Annotated in this window: 19 protein-coding genes; 13 read left to right on the top strand and 6 right to left on the bottom strand. The window is 60.8% G+C overall.

The annotated features are described in order from the left end of the window. Window positions 1-297: 297 nt before the first annotated feature. From NO364_RS03995 to NO364_RS03985, 3 genes are read right to left on the bottom strand one after another with little or no spacing between them, the layout of a single operon-like run. Entirely contained in the window at window positions 298-558 is a 261-nt protein-coding gene (locus tag NO364_RS03995; RefSeq protein WP_251328391.1) for a hypothetical protein, read from the bottom strand. A gap of 2 nt (window positions 559-560) precedes the next feature. Further along, the gene (gene cydB, locus NO364_RS03990) at window positions 561-1,562 is read right to left on the bottom strand and encodes a cytochrome d ubiquinol oxidase subunit II (RefSeq protein ID WP_251328392.1); all 1,002 of its coding nucleotides are present in this window, start codon (window positions 1,560-1,562) and stop codon (window positions 561-563) included. Then, the gene (locus NO364_RS03985; RefSeq protein ID WP_257628586.1) at window positions 1,555-2,982 is read right to left on the bottom strand and encodes a cytochrome ubiquinol oxidase subunit I; all 1,428 of its coding nucleotides are present in this window, start codon (window positions 2,980-2,982) and stop codon (window positions 1,555-1,557) included. Before NO364_RS03985 ends, cydB begins: the two co-directional genes overlap by 8 nt. A gap of 205 nt (window positions 2,983-3,187) precedes the next feature. On the opposite strand from NO364_RS03985, the gene NO364_RS03980 reads away from it, so the two are divergent. Next, window positions 3,188-4,045: a universal stress protein gene (locus tag NO364_RS03980; RefSeq protein WP_257628585.1), complete on the top strand. Its 858-nt coding sequence runs from the start codon at window positions 3,188-3,190 to the stop codon at window positions 4,043-4,045. A gap of 258 nt (window positions 4,046-4,303) precedes the next feature. Continuing rightward, window positions 4,304-5,308 (top strand): arsenic resistance protein, encoded by a 1,005-nt coding sequence (locus tag NO364_RS03975; RefSeq protein ID WP_251328395.1) that lies wholly within the window; start codon window positions 4,304-4,306, stop codon window positions 5,306-5,308. Between the two features lie 291 nt (window positions 5,309-5,599). On the opposite strand, the gene NO364_RS03970 is transcribed toward NO364_RS03975, so the two are convergent. Together NO364_RS03970 and NO364_RS03965 are read right to left on the bottom strand one after the other, a co-directional pair. Further along, window positions 5,600-6,172: a DsrE/DsrF/DrsH-like family protein gene (locus NO364_RS03970; protein WP_251328396.1), complete on the bottom strand. Its 573-nt coding sequence runs from the start codon at window positions 6,170-6,172 to the stop codon at window positions 5,600-5,602. A gap of 9 nt (window positions 6,173-6,181) precedes the next feature. Beyond that, window positions 6,182-6,427 carry a sulfurtransferase TusA family protein gene (locus tag NO364_RS03965; protein ID WP_251328397.1) on the bottom strand — a complete coding sequence of 82 codons (246 nt, stop codon included), beginning with the start codon at window positions 6,425-6,427 and terminating at the stop codon, window positions 6,182-6,184. Window positions 6,428-6,717: 290 nt separating this feature from the next. Here NO364_RS03965 and NO364_RS03960 point away from each other — a divergent pair, with 290 nt between their 5' ends. The 8 genes from NO364_RS03960 to NO364_RS18250 all read left to right on the top strand — a co-directional run bounded on the left by NO364_RS03960 (window position 6,718) and on the right by NO364_RS18250 (window position 11,119). Then, window positions 6,718-7,209, top strand: coding sequence for a YeeE/YedE family protein (locus NO364_RS03960; protein WP_251328398.1), 492 nt, complete (start codon window positions 6,718-6,720; stop codon window positions 7,207-7,209). Beyond that, the gene (locus NO364_RS03955; RefSeq protein ID WP_257628584.1) at window positions 7,206-7,691 is read left to right on the top strand and encodes a DUF6691 family protein; all 486 of its coding nucleotides are present in this window, start codon (window positions 7,206-7,208) and stop codon (window positions 7,689-7,691) included. Before NO364_RS03960 ends, NO364_RS03955 begins: the two co-directional genes overlap by 4 nt. A gap of 75 nt (window positions 7,692-7,766) precedes the next feature. Continuing rightward, complete coding sequence (locus tag NO364_RS03950) at window positions 7,767-8,483, top strand: DUF2270 domain-containing protein (RefSeq protein WP_420191771.1); 717 nt, start codon at window positions 7,767-7,769, stop codon at window positions 8,481-8,483. A 133-nt stretch (window positions 8,484-8,616) separates the two neighbouring features. After that, window positions 8,617-9,255 (top strand): IS6 family transposase, encoded by a 639-nt coding sequence (locus tag NO364_RS03945; protein ID WP_257628583.1) that lies wholly within the window; start codon window positions 8,617-8,619, stop codon window positions 9,253-9,255. A 121-nt stretch (window positions 9,256-9,376) separates the two neighbouring features. After that, window positions 9,377-10,036, top strand: a complete 660-nt coding sequence (gene dps, locus NO364_RS03940; protein WP_257628582.1) for a DNA protection during starvation protein — start codon at window positions 9,377-9,379, stop codon at window positions 10,034-10,036. A gap of 36 nt (window positions 10,037-10,072) precedes the next feature. Then, window positions 10,073-10,456, top strand: a complete 384-nt coding sequence (locus NO364_RS03935) for a 2Fe-2S iron-sulfur cluster-binding protein (protein WP_257628581.1) — start codon at window positions 10,073-10,075, stop codon at window positions 10,454-10,456. 8 nt (window positions 10,457-10,464) lie between these two features. Continuing rightward, window positions 10,465-10,983 carry a thiol-disulfide oxidoreductase DCC family protein gene (locus NO364_RS03930; protein WP_257628580.1) on the top strand — a complete coding sequence of 173 codons (519 nt, stop codon included), beginning with the start codon at window positions 10,465-10,467 and terminating at the stop codon, window positions 10,981-10,983. Beyond that, entirely contained in the window at window positions 10,970-11,119 is a 150-nt protein-coding gene (locus tag NO364_RS18250; RefSeq protein WP_420191772.1) for a DUF7563 family protein, read from the top strand. Before NO364_RS03930 ends, NO364_RS18250 begins: the two co-directional genes overlap by 14 nt. 67 nt (window positions 11,120-11,186) lie before the next feature. On the opposite strand, the gene NO364_RS03925 is transcribed toward NO364_RS18250, so the two are convergent. Beyond that, complete coding sequence (locus tag NO364_RS03925; RefSeq protein ID WP_420191773.1) at window positions 11,187-11,597, bottom strand: DUF7475 family protein; 411 nt, start codon at window positions 11,595-11,597, stop codon at window positions 11,187-11,189. Between the two features lie 252 nt (window positions 11,598-11,849). On the opposite strand from NO364_RS03925, the gene NO364_RS03920 reads away from it, so the two are divergent. From NO364_RS03920 to NO364_RS03910, 3 genes are all read left to right on the top strand, one after another. After that, on the top strand, window positions 11,850-13,601 hold the full coding sequence (locus tag NO364_RS03920; RefSeq protein ID WP_420191774.1) for a transposase: 1,752 nt from the start codon (window positions 11,850-11,852) through the stop codon (window positions 13,599-13,601). Window positions 13,602-14,059: 458 nt separating this feature from the next. After that, window positions 14,060-15,334 (top strand): NRAMP family divalent metal transporter, encoded by a 1,275-nt coding sequence (locus tag NO364_RS03915; protein ID WP_257628578.1) that lies wholly within the window; start codon window positions 14,060-14,062, stop codon window positions 15,332-15,334. Between the two features lie 3 nt (window positions 15,335-15,337). Continuing rightward, window positions 15,338-16,114 carry a sulfite exporter TauE/SafE family protein gene (locus NO364_RS03910; RefSeq protein WP_257628577.1) on the top strand — a complete coding sequence of 259 codons (777 nt, stop codon included), beginning with the start codon at window positions 15,338-15,340 and terminating at the stop codon, window positions 16,112-16,114. Window positions 16,115-16,133: the final 19 nt, after the last annotated feature.

The raw sequence follows: 16,133 nt of genomic DNA, 5'->3' as shown, positions 1-16,133 counted from the left end.
ACGGATCGGGACAATGTCCTTCCGAAGATAGCCGCCCGTCTTGAGCTATAGTAGCCTTTGTAAGTCACCGCACACCTGATCGCACGGCATCCTGCGATCAGGTGTGCGAACAGTTCCAAACGCTACTATAGACACGGCAACCGACCGATCGCCGTGGGAAGAACGGACCCTGACGGGTCTCAATCGGGGAATCCTGCACTCCGTCGAACGCCACGGGTCCGGATCGTCGATCAACACACCGCCGCCAAACGGTTCGCGCGGGTCGAGAGGAGGCGGCCGCGTTGCGGTGACCGCCCGTTATCCCCCGTCGCTCGCGGCCAGCCGCGCCGTGACGTGTCGATCCAGGTTGTAAAACAGGACGCCGACGGTCAGCAGCGTCGTCCCGAAGAAGACGACGAAGCGTGGCGGGCCGCTCGTCGCGCTCGCGAGTGCGGCCCCGACGAAGCCAACGAGCGTTAGTTCGACCCACGCCACGACGATCCGCGACAGGAGTCGCGTGTCGGGGCGTGATCCGGTGGACGCTGCAGCCGACCCGGCGTCCGCATCGTCGGTCGGCACGGTTAGTACGACTCCGTCGGCTGTACCGGCCCACTGAACGCGCTGTACAGGACGACGAAGTACGTCACGACGAGCGGCAACAGGAGCGCCGAGGCGACCGACATGATGTTCAACGCGAGGGGAGCGATGATTGCCTCGGAGATCGACAGCCCCGAGCCGGGATCGACGAGCGGGTAGAGCAGCAGCGCGACGACGGCGACGAGTCCGTAGGTCAACAGCCCGCTCGCGACGAGGGCGAGTAGGTCACGGCCGGTCCGAAGCGCGGCCATGTAGCCGGCGCCGAGGCCGACCGACGTGGCGACCAGCACGAGCACCGGCGGCGTCGTCACGGCCGCCGCGAGCCGCGGCGTCGACAGGGCGACCAACCCAAGCGCCACGACAACCAGTCCGAGATAGGCGACGAGGGCACGCTCGCCCGTTTGGCGGACATCCTCTCGCAGCGATCCGGTCGTTTTTACCCGCAGGAAGGCGGCCCCGGAGACGACGGTGAGCGCAACGAGTGCCAAGCCGACGGCGACGCCCGCGGGGGTCAAGAGCGCACCGGATCCCGTGAGCCAGTTTGCGGTGAACACACCGAGAAGGAAGGGGGCGAGGACGCTCCCGGTGACGAACGACCGACCCCACCACCGCTGCCACGCGGTATCGTGGCGCTGTTCGTACATCTCGGGGGCCAGCCCTCGCAAGATGAGCGCGGCGAGCACGCCGAACAACAGGAGGTAGTTCCGGCTGAACAGGTTGGCGTACACTGCCGGGAACGCGGCGAAGAGTGCTCCGCCGAAGACGACGAGCCACACCTCGTTGCCGTCCCAGAACGGCCCAATAGCCGCGAGGATCGTCTCGCGCTCCTCGTCGTCCTCGCGGGTGGCGAAGAGCGCGCCGGCGCCGAAGTCGAACCCGTCCAGAAAGAGGAAGGTCCCGAGGATAGCAAACACGAGCGCGAACCACAGCTCCGGGAGCGGAAGTCCGAACAGCGGACCGGCGGCGAAGGCACCGTAGTCAGTCATCGCCGGGCGCCCCCGCAGTCGGCTCGTCAGCCTCGGTCACGAACGTCCGTAGTTCCTCGGTGCTGGGTGGGCCGGCCCGGATGATCCGTGCGACGACGTAGCTGTAGAGTGCGAGCAGGCTCGCGTACGCCATGACGAACCCCGCGAGCGTGATCGTCGCTTCGGTCCCGGTCAGCCCGGGGGAGACGCCGTCGGCCGTCTTCAGCACACCCTGGACAACCCACGGCTGTCGTCCCACCTCGGTGACGACCCAGCCGAGTTCGGCGGCGAGGATACCGAGGAGACTGGAGCCCATCAGCGCTTTGTGGAGCAGGTCGTCCTCGAGGAGTTCGCCGCGCCACCACCGGTATCCGCCCCAGAACGCGAGCAGGATGAACCAGAAGCCGAGGCCGACCATCGCCCGGAACGACCAGAAGACGATGGCGACCGGAGGCGCTTCGGTGTCGAAGGAGTTCAACCCGCGTATAGTGGCCTGTGGATCACCCCCGCTGGCGAGCCACGATGCCCCGCCTGGGATGCCGAGGCCAAACAGTTCCTTCGCGCGAGGGTTCGTGATATCATCAAGGCTCGTGGGGAAGGCGATGAGGTACTCCGGCACGTACGAGTCGGTCTCCCAGACGGCCTCCATCGCGGCGAACTTCTGTGGTTGCGTCTCGTGGACGTGCCGGGCGTACATGTCGCCGTGTAGTACCTGCAGCGGCGCGGTGATGAGGAGGGCGACGATCGCAATCTTCAGCGTCTTCTCCCAGAAATCCACCTCTTGCACCGAATATCCCCAGACGTAGTGCTTGAAGATGTGGTACGCCGCGACCCCAGCCATGAAGAGCGCGACCGACTCGACTGCGGCGTTCTGCATGTGGACGTACATGAACATGAACCGCGGGTTCAGATACGCGGCGAGCGGGTCGGTGAGGTGGACAACCGTCTGCCCCCCGCGCTCGACGAGTTCGTACCCGCGCGGGAGCTGCATCCACGAGTTCGCGATGAGAATCCAAACGGCCGAGAGCCACGTGCCCGCGGCTACAGCGAGACTGGAGACGAAGTACAGCCGATCGGAGACGCGTTCGCGTCCGAAGACGAAGATGCCGAGAAACGTCGCTTCGAGCATGAACGCCATCATCCCCTCGGTCGCCAATGGGCCACCGAACAGTTCTCCCGCGAACGTCGAGAAGGCGGCGAAGTTGGTGCCGAACTCGAACTCGAGGACGATGCCCGTCACCGTCCCGACGACGAAACTGACGGCGAATATTTTGGTCCAGAACCGTCTGAGCTGTTCGTAGACTGCCTCACCACCGCGAACCTCTTTCCACGTGAAGTAGACGAGGAAGGGCGCGAGGCCCATGCTCATCACGGGAAAGATGATGTGGACGATGGTGGTGAGGGCGAACTGTACCCGGCTTGCGATAACTGGATCGACCATGTTGTGTCTCCTCTTGAACGGCCCGTTCGGTGCGCTGTTCACCACTACGTACGGCACCGACGACCCTCCCTCCTCGGTTGTCGAGGGACAACCCACGCCGATCCGGGGACAGAGGTCTACTTGACGGAGGTCGCTCGGCGCAGGCCCGCTTCGGAAAATTGGAATTTTCGTACAATACTAATATTGGCAGCGCGAACTGAGAACCATGCGCATCGTGTTTGCCACGGACCTCTCGGACGCGAACGAAGCCGCCATCCAATCACGAACGTGTCTCGACTGTCTGGAGAACATCGGCGTCACGGAGGTTCATCTCGTGACCGTCGTCCCGGACAACGTCTCCACCGGTTTGCCCGGAATGGACGTCGCCTCGAACCGGCACGATGCCCTCCGGACGCAACGCGAGGTGTTCGAATCCGCGGGCTTCACCGTCGAGACACACGTCGCCCGCGGGACGCCACACCGACGCATCAACGGGTTCGCCGAGCGACTCGACGCAGACATGATCGTCATCGGTTCTCGCGGCCAGAGCCCCCTCGAAGCCCGGCTGATCGGGAGCACGGCACGCAACGTCGCCCGGACCGCCGTGCGACCGCTACTGATCGAACGCATCGCGGCGGAGGACTCCACGCACTCGGTGGTGAAAGAGCACCTGTTTCAGGACGTTCTCTTCGCGACGGACTTCTCGGGGAACGCTGGACGGGCCTTCGGCTTCATCCCGCGACTGCACGGTGCGACGCAGCGTGTGACTCTTTTGCACGTCCGGAGCCGCGAACAACGGGCGGCCGAGGAATCCGAAGCCACGGCCCGCGACCGGTTGGCCGATCTCGCCGACGAACTCAAGACGACCAGGGGCATCGACGTCTCGACGGCCGTCCGGAGCGGCGGGGTCGTCGACGAAATTCTCACCATGGAGGCGGAAGTTGGGGCAACGGTGACGGTACTCGGGTCGCGAGGCCAGAGCCGACTCCGTCGACTCCTCCTCGGGAGCACGTCCGAATCGGTCGTCGCCCGCGGACGCAACAACGTCTTGCTGGTTCCGCCCGAGTCGTCGACACCGCGCTGAGACGCGGTCCGGGGTTCTGACCCGTGGCGGGACTGTTCCGTTCGACGCGTCCTAAGACTGACTCTCCGGAGTCGAATCGATAGCCCGGCTGACGGCGACCGCCGTGGCGAGTTGGCCCACGACAGAGATATGGTTATACGATCTGATTGCCCAATAATTGTGTATGAAAAACACAATACTATCCGAGGCGATTGATCCCGGCGCCCCGACGCCCCGCGCCGGTCGCGCTACGCCACACCGTGGACGCACGGGGGGACGATGATCCAGCGAGTACTCGCCGGGATCAAGGCGCACCTGATCTACGTGGTCATCGGTTCGCTCGCCGCCGGACTCGCGTTCGGGCAGGTCGCCGGCCCCGAGACGAAGGATCTGCTGAAGGCCGCCGTCGTGCCCGTCCTGTTCTTGATGATCTACCCGATGATGATCAACATCGACCTCCGGGAGATTCTCAACGTCCGCGGACATGCGAAACCGGTGTCGCTGAGCCTACTGATCAACTTCTTGGTCGCGCCCCTGCTCGCAGTCGGGCTCTCGCGGCTCTTTTTCGCCGGTGCCATCGAGTACGCTATCGGCCTGTATCTCGTCGCCCTCATCCCGACGTCCGGCATGACCGCCGCCTGGACGGGGCTCGCCAAGGGTGACCTCGAATCCGCCCTCGTCGCGATGGCGGCCAACCTGTTGCTCGCCCTCCTCATTCTCCCGGCGTACCTCTCGATGCTCGTCCCGGGGAACGTCGGGGTCGATCCGGCAGCCCTGTACCGACAACTCGCGGTCGTGATCGTGACGCCCATGGTCGCCGGCACGCTTACTCGCCGACTGCTGCTCCGTCGGTACGGTCCCGAGTCGTTCAAGCGCATGAAACCCACCTTTGGCGGGGTGAGTTCGTTCGGTGTCATGCTCATCGTCTTCATCGCGATGACGATGCGCTCGACGGCGATCCTGGCCGATCCGATCGGCTCCGCCAGTACCGTCGTTCCGCTCGTCGTCTTCTATGCCATCATCCTCGCCGTCGGGGCGGGACTGGGTGGCGCACTCCTCGACGCCGAACGCTCAACCGCGCTGGTGTACGCTACCAGCATGCGCAACCTCTCCATCGGGGTGGCGCTCGTCGTCGCCCCCGGCTTTCCGCCGACCGAGGCCGTCCTCCCCATCGCGCTCGCGTATCTCGTCCAGCCACCGCTTGGCGCCGTTTACATGCACTACCGCCGCGACGTGGTCGGGACGGGACGAACGGTCCGCGAGGTGATCAGGGCGGTGATCTGACCTATCGGGCACGGAGTTGTCCTCCGACAACGAAACGGTTAGGCTTCGCTCCCTGCTACCACCGATCGGGCGTGGTTGGTCCCCCCGCGCCCCGCCAGACCACTTCCGTCGAGTCCGCGTTCGGCGTCGCGGCGACGAGCGTAGACGGACGCGGATTCAATGCGCCGGTGGATCCAGTTCGATCACACTCCTGTCCGCGACGGTAACAGCGCTGGTCTCACGACGACGAGAGAAACCGCGTGCGCTCGGCTCCGATACGTCGGCTCCGAAGAAACGAGACTACGATACCGCTCAGACGAGCAGCTGGATGTCGGCCTCGGCCATCTCCTGGAACGCGGTGGCGGCGCCGACGCCGACAGTGACGCCGTCGAAGAAGTCCTCCTCGTCGTAGCCGAGGAGGTCGATGGTCATCTGACACGCCTGTAGCTCGACGCCGCTGTCGAGTGACAGTTGGACGAGCTCTTCGATCGAGGCGACGTCGTTGTCGGCGATGCGCTTGCGCATCATCCGGGTCGTCATCTCGTCCATCCCTGGCAACGCTGCGAGCACGTTCGGCATCGGCATGTTGGGGTTACCGACCGAACTCAGCTTCAGGTTCGAGGCGTGTTCCTCGTGGAGGATCTCGAGCCCCCAGAACGTGTGGAAGACGGTGACGTCGTAGTCGAAGGCGGCCGCCGTCGACGCGAGGATGAGCGGCGGATACGCCATGTCGAGTGTCCCCTTCGTCGCGATGATCACCATCTTCTTCGGGCCGTCTTCGACTTCGCTCCGGAGATCCGCGAGCTCCGCCTCCAGATCATCGATCCGGGTGCGGAGCTCGTCGGCCGACGGCGTGTCTGGCTGTGAGGGTGTCTCCGTGCTCATCGTGGGAACTTACTCCGTCTTCCGCACGTAGTGCGTGTAGGTCCCGTCGCCCTCGACCTGCTCAACGAGTTCGACACCGTCGGTGGACTCGGCCCAGCCCTTGATGTCGCTCATGCTTCCCGAATCGGTCGCGATGACCTCGAGAACGTCGCCCGGGGACAGTTCGTCCACGGCGCCTTTGGTTTTGATCACCGGCATCGGGCAGTTCTGCCCCGTCACGTCCAGTGTCTCCGTCACGTCGATGTTCGAGCTCATCTGTGATCTTCCTCACCGTTCAATACCGGTGAGAGGCGTATAAGGTTATCGATATAATGCCCAATACTTGCACGCATAGGTGTGGCCTCGGCGGCGATCGAGTGTGAGAGAAGTGCGTTATACGGCGCTGGAACGCTTATTCTCCCGTTAAATCCGGGTCTGAGTTGGTGGGTCTCCGGGGAACATCCGAGAGTTTATTGCGCTATATCTACAATACACAGGCGAATGACGCAGTCAGCTCGGACGCGAATCGGTCCGTGTCGCACGTCTGGTGAGCCGGAGGGAGCGCCATGATCGAAGGTGCGCTGGAGGCGGCAATGACGTTTTTCCCCCGCGGGACGATCCAGTATCTCGTCGGCGGGGTCATGGTCGCCGTAGGTATCGCGGTTATCTACCTCGGGACCGCTATCATTCCCGGGAACAGCACGTTTCTCGAGACCACGCTCTCGTACGTCTCGAACGTCCCACGGTTCAACCGCCCGTCGTATATCGCCTCGCGCGATTGGCGCGTCGTCTTCGCCTTCAGCATCGTCGCGGGGGCGGCGCTCTGGGGACTGGTCCTCGATCCCGGCCCCTTCGTCACGAGCGTCCAGCCGTGGCGACTGTTCGGCGGCGGCGTCCTCGTCGGGATCGGGACGCGCATCGGGAAGGGCTGTACCGCCGGTCACGGCGTCTGTGGTCTCGGATCCGCCTCTACCACCTCGCTCGTGAATGTCGTCCTCTTCGTCGGCGTCGCCATCATCACGGCGACCGTCGTGGCCGCGCTGGGGGTAACGCCATGAGCCGGGATGCCGACGGCAGCACGACCGACCGGCATCCGCTGTTCCTCCCGTTGGTGGTCCTCGGCGGACTGATCCAGGGCTTCGGCCTCGCGTACAGCGGGATGGCCCGACCCGAGGTCGTCTTGGATTTCCTCCAGTTCGACGACCTCGGCCTGATCCTCGTTATGGGTGGCGCCGCGGTCGTATCGGGGATGACCTTCTATATTGCCACTCACTTCCTCGATCGGGCGCCGCTATCCAGCGATCAGTATGGCCGACGAACTCGCTCGATGGATCGGAACGTCGCCATCGGCGGCGTGGTCTTCGGCGTCGGCTGGGGCGTGTCCGGCATCTGTCCCGGCGCGGCGTATGCCAGCCTCGGCATCGGCAATCTCCCTATCCTCTGGGCCATTGCCGGGATGTTCGTCGGTGCGTACATCCAAGGCTACTTGCGCTCGCGGAGTCAAACCGAGTCCTCTCATTCGATCACGGCTGATGACTGACCTTCGGGACAGTATTGTTGAGAGTATTGCACATGGTTCAAAGTACTTTTTGAGTCGGCGTCAGTATCCGGAGCTATGACTTCAAACGGCGACGATGCCTCGAAAGCCGAGGGGGGCGGTGACGACCCTCCGAACGCGCGTGTCGGTATGGGACTCCTTGATGTCGAGATGGGGCCGAGTTCGGCGCTCGCACATCTCTATCGCGGCGAACTCCACCGTATGAAATTGTGGCGCGAGCGTCTCGATCGTACCACCAACTGGGCGGTCCTGCTGATGGCAGCAATCCTGACGTGGGCGTTCTCGAACGAGACAAACCCACATTACGTCATTCTCATCGGAAACGCCGCGGTGGGATTGTTCCTCAGCATCGAGGCACGCCGATACCGGGCATACGATATCTGGCGGAGTCGGGTTCGTTCACTCCAGCAAAACGTCTGGGCGCCTGGTCTCGATCCAAACCGATCGCTTGAGGATCAACAGTGGCGCCAGAAACTTGCGTCGGATTACGCGCGTCCGACGCTCAAAATTACGATGGAGGAGGCAATTGCCCATCGACTCCGCCGGGTGTACTTGCCGCTCTTCATTATTTTGAATGGAGCGTGGTTGTTGCGCGTTACGGCGTTTGCCGGCGATACGTGGCCCGCGAGTGCTCGGGTCGGTATCATCCCAGGAGCCGTCGTCACGGGATTAGTTGGACTCCTTATGCTCGGTGCGATTCTCCTTGGCCTTCGTCCTCGGGTGTGGCACGCGAGCGACGAACTGCGTGAAAAAAACCTCCGGCGGAATAACTGAACGCTCCTGACGGACTGACCCGCTTCATCGACGTGTGCTGAGAATAAAGACGAGCGCTGCTAGTTGATACTTTGACACTCGGTCGTGTCAAGTTAAGCGTGAAGAGTGAGGCGTGATGATTTCGTAGTGCTCTATGCCAGAAATCACACGCCTCAGCGACGATAGCGACTGGATCGAATTAGATTTTGTGGAGCGTCAGCGGACACCCGAGTTCGCGATGCGACTCGGTATTCAGATGCACGTGGCAGGACTATCACTTTCGAATACCATCTCGATTCTTGAGAGGTTGGGTGTCGAACGCTCTCGAACGGCCGTCCACAACTGGGTACAGAAGGCCGATCTACAGCCCGAAGGCGGTGCGAGCCCGAATCACGTTGCACTCGACGAAACTGTGATTCGAATCAACGATCAGCAATACTGGCTGTACGCCGCCATCGATCCTGAAACGAACACATTCCTTCATATCCGGCTCTTTAGCACGTATACGACCGGTCTCACCGAAATCTTCCTGAGTGAATTACGTGAGAAACACGACGTCGAAACCGCCGTGTTTCTCGTCGACGATGCTCAGTGGCTCAAAACTGCCCTCGATCGACACGGCCTCGATTGCAGATACGAACTCCATGGCAATCGGAATGCTGTCGAACGTCTATTTAGAGAAGTAAAACGACGAACCTCTTCGTTTTCAAATACGTTCAGCCACGTGGAGCCGACGACCGCAGAATCGTGGCTCCAAGCCCTCGCCGTCTGGTGGAATCGATGCCAAAGTTAACGCGACCTGACACTCGACCTTTCCACTCATACCACTCAACAACACATTTCGGAATTCAAAACTATAGTTGTCGCAGGACAAAACTAATCTGATGTATAATCCCATCCTTGTACGACATGCGATGTCTGAAGAGAAATCCCACGCCACCGGAACCGTCGAACCGGGTGACACGAGCAAACGAGTCGGCATGGAGGTAATCCGTGAGCGCGGACTCGATCCCGAGGAGCTCCGCGAAAAACTGATCGACGCCATCGGTGCGGAGTTCACGACCTACTACTACTACACCAATCTGCGAATGCATCTCGCTGGTGAGGAAGACTACAAGGAGATCACCGAAGACGCGCGTCTCGAAGATCGGGCACACTTCGAACTTGTCGTGCCTCGGATCTACGAACTCGAAGGGTCGTTGCCCAACGATATCCGCGATTTCGCGGATCGAGCCTCCTGTCCCGACGCTGAAGTGCCGACGCCGATGGACGACAGCGGCGGGTTCGACACGTCCGAGTTGGAGGTAGAGGACATTCTTGAAGTGTTGCTGGAGGCAGAGCGGTGTGCCATCCGGACATGGAGCGAGATCTGTGACATGACCCGTGGTGCCGATCCACGCACCTACGACATGGCCCAGCGGATCCTCAACGAGGAGATGGACCACGAAGCTTGGTTCATCGAGCTACTAAGCAAGGAACGGGACGACGAGATCAACCCGGCCGGCCACTTCGCCCGCGGCGAACCCGGCGACGCGCCTTACTCGACGAACAACCGGTTCAACGACTCGGCCTGACCTCAATAGTCGACGCTCCCACCCCAACCCACTGTCATGACACAATCGTCGAACGAAATGTGGACCGTCACGATCGTGGTCCCCGAGGGCTCGTCGCTGGACGAGGCCGGTGAGACCTACGATCTCGAAGTGGGCACAGACGAGACGATCCTCGCGACCGCGCGTTCGGCGGGTGTGTGGCTGCCGGCCGACTGTCAGCAGGGCTGGTGCACTACCTGTGCTGCCCGCCTCGTCGACGGCGACGTTGTCCACCCGAACGCGCGTCGGTACTACGACGAGGACGACGAGGCCGGCTACATACTGCCCTGCACTGCAAAGCCACGGACTGACACGACCATTGTCGTTGACCAACACGACGATTTCCTCGAATTTAGAGCCGCTAACGACCGACCGCCAGGCAACTCAAAACTGAACGGCTAGACGGACCTATGAGTACAAACGACTCACAGCCGGCCCAAACAGCAGATCGAGACCGCGTAGAGCCAGCGTACGAAGCAGTCCTCATCTTCGATGGGGGGTATCCATTCTGTTCGGCAGCAGCGTCGGTACTCCGGCGACTCCCTAAAGTCGGTGTCCTCGCGTGGAACGGTGATGCTGCACAGCAGTTCCTCACTGCCCAGTTCGACGAGCCACCGTTTACACTGGCATTTGTCGAAGTGACTGCAGACCAAATGTGGCTCGGTCAGGCTGCTGCCGGTGAGTTGTGCGGCCGTGCTAGTCTCTCGACGTTCGTTCAGGACCTTGTCGAAGACAAGTTTGAGCGTATCGCTGACACGATGTGCGTAGCCGTTGGTTCGACACGATACGCCGCCAACCTCGGTGGCACTCGTTCGCTCAGTGACGCTGCAACGGCGAAGTATGATAACTTCGTCCGGAATGTTTACAGTACCCTCGGGACGGGAGAATCGCGCCAATCAGCAGTGAGAGAGACATATGCCAGTGTGTGAAAACTGCGGCAAACACGTCTCTGAACGATTTATTCGGGTATTTGGTGATGAGACCGGTCGTGTGTATGCCTGTCCCAATTGTTCCGCAAGGGCAGGTATCGGAGAGATTACACTCGAACGACGTCCTCACGAGTGAGGCAAGAATCCTGAACCCGGTCCCGAGTTCTCCCACGGCGGTGGTGCGTTTTAATTTTCTACAACAATCAGGGCGTGACCTGCGTGTACAGATAGCTTGCACAGGCCGCAAGGACGAGCTCAGCAGCTTTTGATCCGACAGCCATCGGATTGAGTGAGCCCTGCATATAGAAAGCATCGAGGCTGAACCCTTGGAAGACAAACAGCGCGATTACTGTCACGATGGCATAGCCCGCTGCAACGAGATACAGTTCCCTCTGCCAGTATGATGTCACATATAATACAGCCCCACCCAAAAATCCGAGTCCATTCAGGATGAACAAGATCCCCATTAACTGACTGAAACCCATCACGCGCGGTCCCAACAGGAGGTGTATTACTCCGGTAACCAACGCTGCAAGGATTGCGAGATACCCAACTGGATTCGATGGGGGGTTAAATATCGATTCTCCCTGCCGTGTAGCTGATTGGGCAGTCACAATTGATGGTGCTAACGACATAGTAATGAAAGAAATGCACTGTTCTCACTTTCTAACAATAATCGAAATTATCTCTTTGATAACTGGTTACGATGGATCCTGGTAGTAGCTGTTGTTTCTGTTGTCGAAATATGCCGTTCGATGATATGGGATGAAGTGCTTGGGAGTAGAGCCCACTCTATACGAGTTGATTTCATGAAGAGCATACAACACTGATGAGATTCTTGAACGTGTCGTAATCACCGTTCTTTCGTGCCCTCAACACGTGAGTCTCGCCGCACTGTTTTCCAACAGATTGCACAACGGACCTACGCCAACTGGCCTGTATACGAGTCCACGCCGCTGTTCGATCGCTCTTCGCTTCCTGCGTTGGAATCGGATATTCGTACCGTCGCGGAAACATGGTTCAGCCACAATGAACACGAGGTAGTCGAATCATTCGTCCACTCGTTGCCGCTCGCATATGTCCGGTTTGACGCCCACGATCAGTACACGGGCTCAACGAGCTACAAAATGGCGACGCTGTTTCGTCTGTTTCTGCTGAAAGAACTCTACGGATGGGACCACGAAACTGCCCTCGTTGAGCACCTCGAGTGCCGCTCAGCACTCAGTGAGCAGTTGGGCTTGGCGAGTGTTCCGGACCAGTCGACGCTATGGCGCAGTTGGCACGAACGGTTCACTGCCGAGCTTCGCAGTACCGTCGAGACAGCTGCGCGGACCATACTGATTAAAGCCCAGAACGCAGATGTCGCTGTTCCGCGCGAACCAGAACGGCACCTCCCATCTCACGGTGACGAAGAGGACGAACCAGACCCAGACGATCAAGCTATCCTCAACGAGGCGGCAACGATCACCGATCACGTCAGCCGCGTCGTTTTCCCGGCGTTCTCACTAAATCGTGGCGACGGATGTGCAATCCACGAGAACGCCTACTGGGACTTACAGACGTATCTGGGGCTTCGCGAGAGATTGGCTGCTAATGAAGGGGCTCGCAGTTTCGTCTACGAATCGACTCGGGATCAGACGCCGTTGGGCCACGCCCACCGAGAGCACATTCGTGACCTTTCAGTATCAGGAATCCGCGAGATGTACCGACAGGCCGTCAACAGGCTCCTGAGCGAAGTCGCGGAGACAGAGGAGTTCTTCCGAGCCGGGATCGTCGCCATCGATATCACCGAGGCTGACCCCTTCACCGGTGATAGAACGGGCCACGAAGACGAGATCATCGGGACGAAGGAGAAGACTGACGAGTACGCCTATCAGTGGGCTACCGTCCAGTTAGTAGGGAATGCCGTTCCGATTGTACTGGACGCACGGCCAGTTCGGAAGGGGGAGTCCCGCTTGGAAATCGTCAAGGACCTCTTGGATTCAGCCGAGGAGCTGGTTCACGTCGATAACGTACTGATGGACCGAGAGTTCGACAGCCAGCAGGTCCTGGAAATGCTCAGCCAGCGTGGCCTGTCGTACGTCGTTCCCAAGCGGATGCAGACCAGCGAGAAAGCCCAGGCCAAGCGCCTCCTCAAACGGGGAAAGGACCGATACGAAACTGATCGGAAATTGCATCTCGGACAGAACAAGTGGCACGAGACGACGCTGATCTATCGCCGCAAAAAGAACACAGAGCACGACGACCACCGGCAGTACTCAGTGTTTATGACGAACGGGGGGACCGGCCACCTCACCGAGTATGGCTACCGGTGGGAGATCGAAAGCGGCTACAAGTCGATCAAGCGATTCATGGCCGCCACGACGTCGAAGGATTTTGGACTGCGGTTCTTCTACTTCGCGTTCGCGTGTCTGCTGTACTCGATTTGGCGAGCAGTCGATCTACTCGTGCAGGTGGAGTTGACTGGAGAGTACGAGCACTCGCCCATTGTGACAGCCGACAATACGCTGACGCTGCTGAAGAAGGAAACCGGAGTCGGGGAGAGAGACACTCCGTCTGGGTTAGCGAAGCGTCTGAGTGGCTACACTATCCGAGGCCACGGAAACACTCCGAATTAGTTTCTATCTCAACAAGAATGATCGTTTGGAGAGAGATCTGAAGCAGGTTCTACTATCGATTCGCCCGAAACCACGCATCACAGCCCCGCTAAACCTGCTGTAGTCTCAACTTCCCCCGGCTCACAGTAGTTGAGACTGGGACTCTCAATGCATATGGTCCGAAAGTCCAGAGTTCATTCAGGAAACGCGGATTGCGTGACTTCTCAGTGTATCTGCGAATACATCGTCCGGCAAAGTCCCGAATGACTGTCGCAACTGGCTCAAGCGGACGCTCCAGAAGGCCGGGTGTGGTCAGATACGGCAGTAGTCGCGGCAGGATTTCACAGCATATTTCCGTATGGATTGAATACCTACATTCTGCGCTTAGTCTCGGCAGTTTCGGGGCAACGTGCCAGAATACTCCGTGGGAGCGACTGCTCTCGAATCGGCTAAAAACCAATAATTTCGACTAGTCACATATGGAAACCAAATCATTCACCGGATTAGCGCCAGACCTCACAATCACCGAACTCTTCCAGCAGTACGGTCTCGCATTCGTGATGGTCGCGAGCTACTTCGGCTCGGGGTCGGTCTTCATCGCGAGTTCCGCCGGGGTCCGCTACGGGTACGGTCTCCTGTGGGCCGTCGTCGGCGCCGTCCTCCTCGGGTTCATGGCACAGGACATGAGCGCCCGACTCGGCATCTTCGGCGAGTCGCTCGCGGCGTTCGCACGGAAGAGACTCGGCTCGACCGTCGCGACCATCCTGATGGTTCTGCTGGCGGTCGGCTGTATCGCGTGGACCCTCGAACTCACAGCGGCCGTCGGGAAGGGGATCGTCGTCCTCCTCGGTCTCCACGGAATCGGCTGGCATCCGTTCGCCTACCTGACCGGACTGACAGCCATGGTCATCGGTATCCTCGGCTACGACATGGTTGAGAAGGTGATGGTCACGATGATGTTCGGTCTCCTCATCGCGTACGTCGTCGTCGCGGGCGTGAGTAGCCCCGACCTCGTCGCCGTATCGAAGGGATTCGTTCCCGCAATCGAATCGGCCGGGGCGATGGCGCTCGCGGTGAGTATCCTCGGGACGACCGCGCTCTGGCCGAACTTCTTTCTCGAGTCACAGCTCGTTGAAAACAAGGGCTGGACAAGTAAGTCCGACGTGCCGACGATGCGCCGCGACCTCTCCATCGGCTACGCCGTCGGTGGCGTCACCACGATCGCCATCGTCGTCGCAGCTGCCGCCGTGCTGCGGCCGGCTGGCTACACCCACCTTGAGACCTTCCTCACACCGGGGAAGGCCCTCGCGAACGTTCTCGGCGAGTGGGCGATGGTTGTCTTCCTCGTCGGGACGCTCGCGGCCGCGTTCAACAGCATCGTTCCGATCATGTGGGCGCCCGCGTACATGATCCCGGAAGCGATGGGCGAGGAGTTCGCCGAGAGCACTCGCCTGTTCAAGCTCATTTATGTCGTCGGCGTCGGGGTCGGGAGCCTCTCGCCGCTCGTCCACCAGTATCTCGGACTGAGTGTCATCAATATGATTATTCTCTTCCCCGCGTACAACGGAGTTATCGGACTCCCGATAACCGCTCTGCTGCTATTCTGGGCGGTCAACGATAGCGATGTCATGGGTGAGTACACGAACGGCTGGAAACTGAACATCCTCAATAGCGCGCTCATCCTACTGGCTGTCTACTCCGCGTGGAGTGCCGGTCGGTTCGTCATCAACGCCATCTTGTCTGGCGGGCTCTGAGGAATGCCCGCTGGCATCCCCGCTGGAACCCTCGCTCTCCTGCTGGTCATCTCGCTGCTGTCCGGAATCGGCATCACCGCCGTCGGACCGGGTGGTATCTTCGTCACCATCGCGCTGTACGCGCTAACCGACCTGCCGCCGGCGACCATCGTCGGCACCGCCAGCGCGACGTTCATCGCCACGGGACTTGTCGGCACGGCAGGATACTACCGCTCCGGAGAACTCGGCTCCCACGGCGGCCCGCGCTCCGCCGGCGTCCTGAGCGTCACCGGGCTCGTCGGCGCACTCAGCGGCGTCCGGCTCAGCGCGTTCGTCTCGAGAGGTGCTTTCGGGCTGTTGCTTGGTGGACTGGTGATGGTGACGGGCGTGCTCGTGTTCTACCGGTCTGGCTACGGCACAGGCGGTGCCAGCTACGACACGACCTCGACGCGAGGGACGCTCGGCGTCGCCGCCGTTGGCACATTCGTCGGTATTTCTGGAGGCCTCCTCGGCGTCGGCGGCCCCGTACTCACGGTCCCGCTACTGGTCGCACTCGGCGTGCCGATGCTGTTCGCCGTCGGCGTCGCGCAGGTCCAGTCCATCTTCATCGCGGCGTTCGCGACCCTGGGCTACGTCGTGCGCGACGCAGTTTCTTGGGCCCTAGTGGTCGCCATCGGCGTCCCCGAACTCGTCGGCGTCGTGCTCGGCTGGCGGGTCGCACAGGCGGTCGACGCCGACAGGTTGACGCGGTTCCTCGCGGTTCTGATGCTGCTGCTGGGGCCGTATATCGCCCTACACTGAGAGAGCCGATCCGTCAGGC

Source organism: Haloplanus salinarum (assembly GCF_024498175.1).
Taxonomy (GTDB): Archaea; Halobacteriota; Halobacteria; order Halobacteriales; family Haloferacaceae; genus Haloplanus; species Haloplanus salinarum.
Note: the sequence above shows the minus strand (reverse complement) of the source record. Positions and strands in the feature narration are given on the sequence as shown.

Excerpts from the sequence above, each read along its gene's own strand:
- cydB (WP_251328392.1), bottom strand. The coding sequence starts at position 1,562 with ATGACTGACTACGGTGCCTTCGCCGCCGGTCCGCTGTTCGGACTTCCG.
- NO364_RS03985 (WP_257628586.1), bottom strand. The coding sequence starts at position 2,982 with ATGGTCGATCCAGTTATCGCAAGCCGGGTACAGTTCGCCCTCACCACC.
- NO364_RS03980 (WP_257628585.1), top strand. The coding sequence starts at position 3,188 with ATGCGCATCGTGTTTGCCACGGACCTCTCGGACGCGAACGAAGCCGCC.
- NO364_RS03975 (WP_251328395.1), top strand. The coding sequence starts at position 4,304 with ATGATCCAGCGAGTACTCGCCGGGATCAAGGCGCACCTGATCTACGTG.
- NO364_RS03970 (WP_251328396.1), bottom strand. The coding sequence starts at position 6,172 with ATGAGCACGGAGACACCCTCACAGCCAGACACGCCGTCGGCCGACGAG.
- NO364_RS03965 (WP_251328397.1), bottom strand. The coding sequence starts at position 6,427 with ATGAGCTCGAACATCGACGTGACGGAGACACTGGACGTGACGGGGCAG.
- NO364_RS03960 (WP_251328398.1), top strand. The coding sequence starts at position 6,718 with ATGATCGAAGGTGCGCTGGAGGCGGCAATGACGTTTTTCCCCCGCGGG.
- NO364_RS03955 (WP_257628584.1), top strand. The coding sequence starts at position 7,206 with ATGAGCCGGGATGCCGACGGCAGCACGACCGACCGGCATCCGCTGTTC.
- NO364_RS03950 (WP_420191771.1), top strand. The coding sequence starts at position 7,767 with ATGACTTCAAACGGCGACGATGCCTCGAAAGCCGAGGGGGGCGGTGAC.
- NO364_RS03945 (WP_257628583.1), top strand. The coding sequence starts at position 8,617 with ATGCCAGAAATCACACGCCTCAGCGACGATAGCGACTGGATCGAATTA.
- dps (WP_257628582.1), top strand. The coding sequence starts at position 9,377 with ATGTCTGAAGAGAAATCCCACGCCACCGGAACCGTCGAACCGGGTGAC.
- NO364_RS03935 (WP_257628581.1), top strand. The coding sequence starts at position 10,073 with ATGACACAATCGTCGAACGAAATGTGGACCGTCACGATCGTGGTCCCC.
- NO364_RS03930 (WP_257628580.1), top strand. The coding sequence starts at position 10,465 with ATGAGTACAAACGACTCACAGCCGGCCCAAACAGCAGATCGAGACCGC.
- NO364_RS18250 (WP_420191772.1), top strand. The coding sequence starts at position 10,970 with ATGCCAGTGTGTGAAAACTGCGGCAAACACGTCTCTGAACGATTTATT.
- NO364_RS03915 (WP_257628578.1), top strand. The coding sequence starts at position 14,060 with ATGGAAACCAAATCATTCACCGGATTAGCGCCAGACCTCACAATCACC.
- NO364_RS03910 (WP_257628577.1), top strand. The coding sequence starts at position 15,338 with ATGCCCGCTGGCATCCCCGCTGGAACCCTCGCTCTCCTGCTGGTCATC.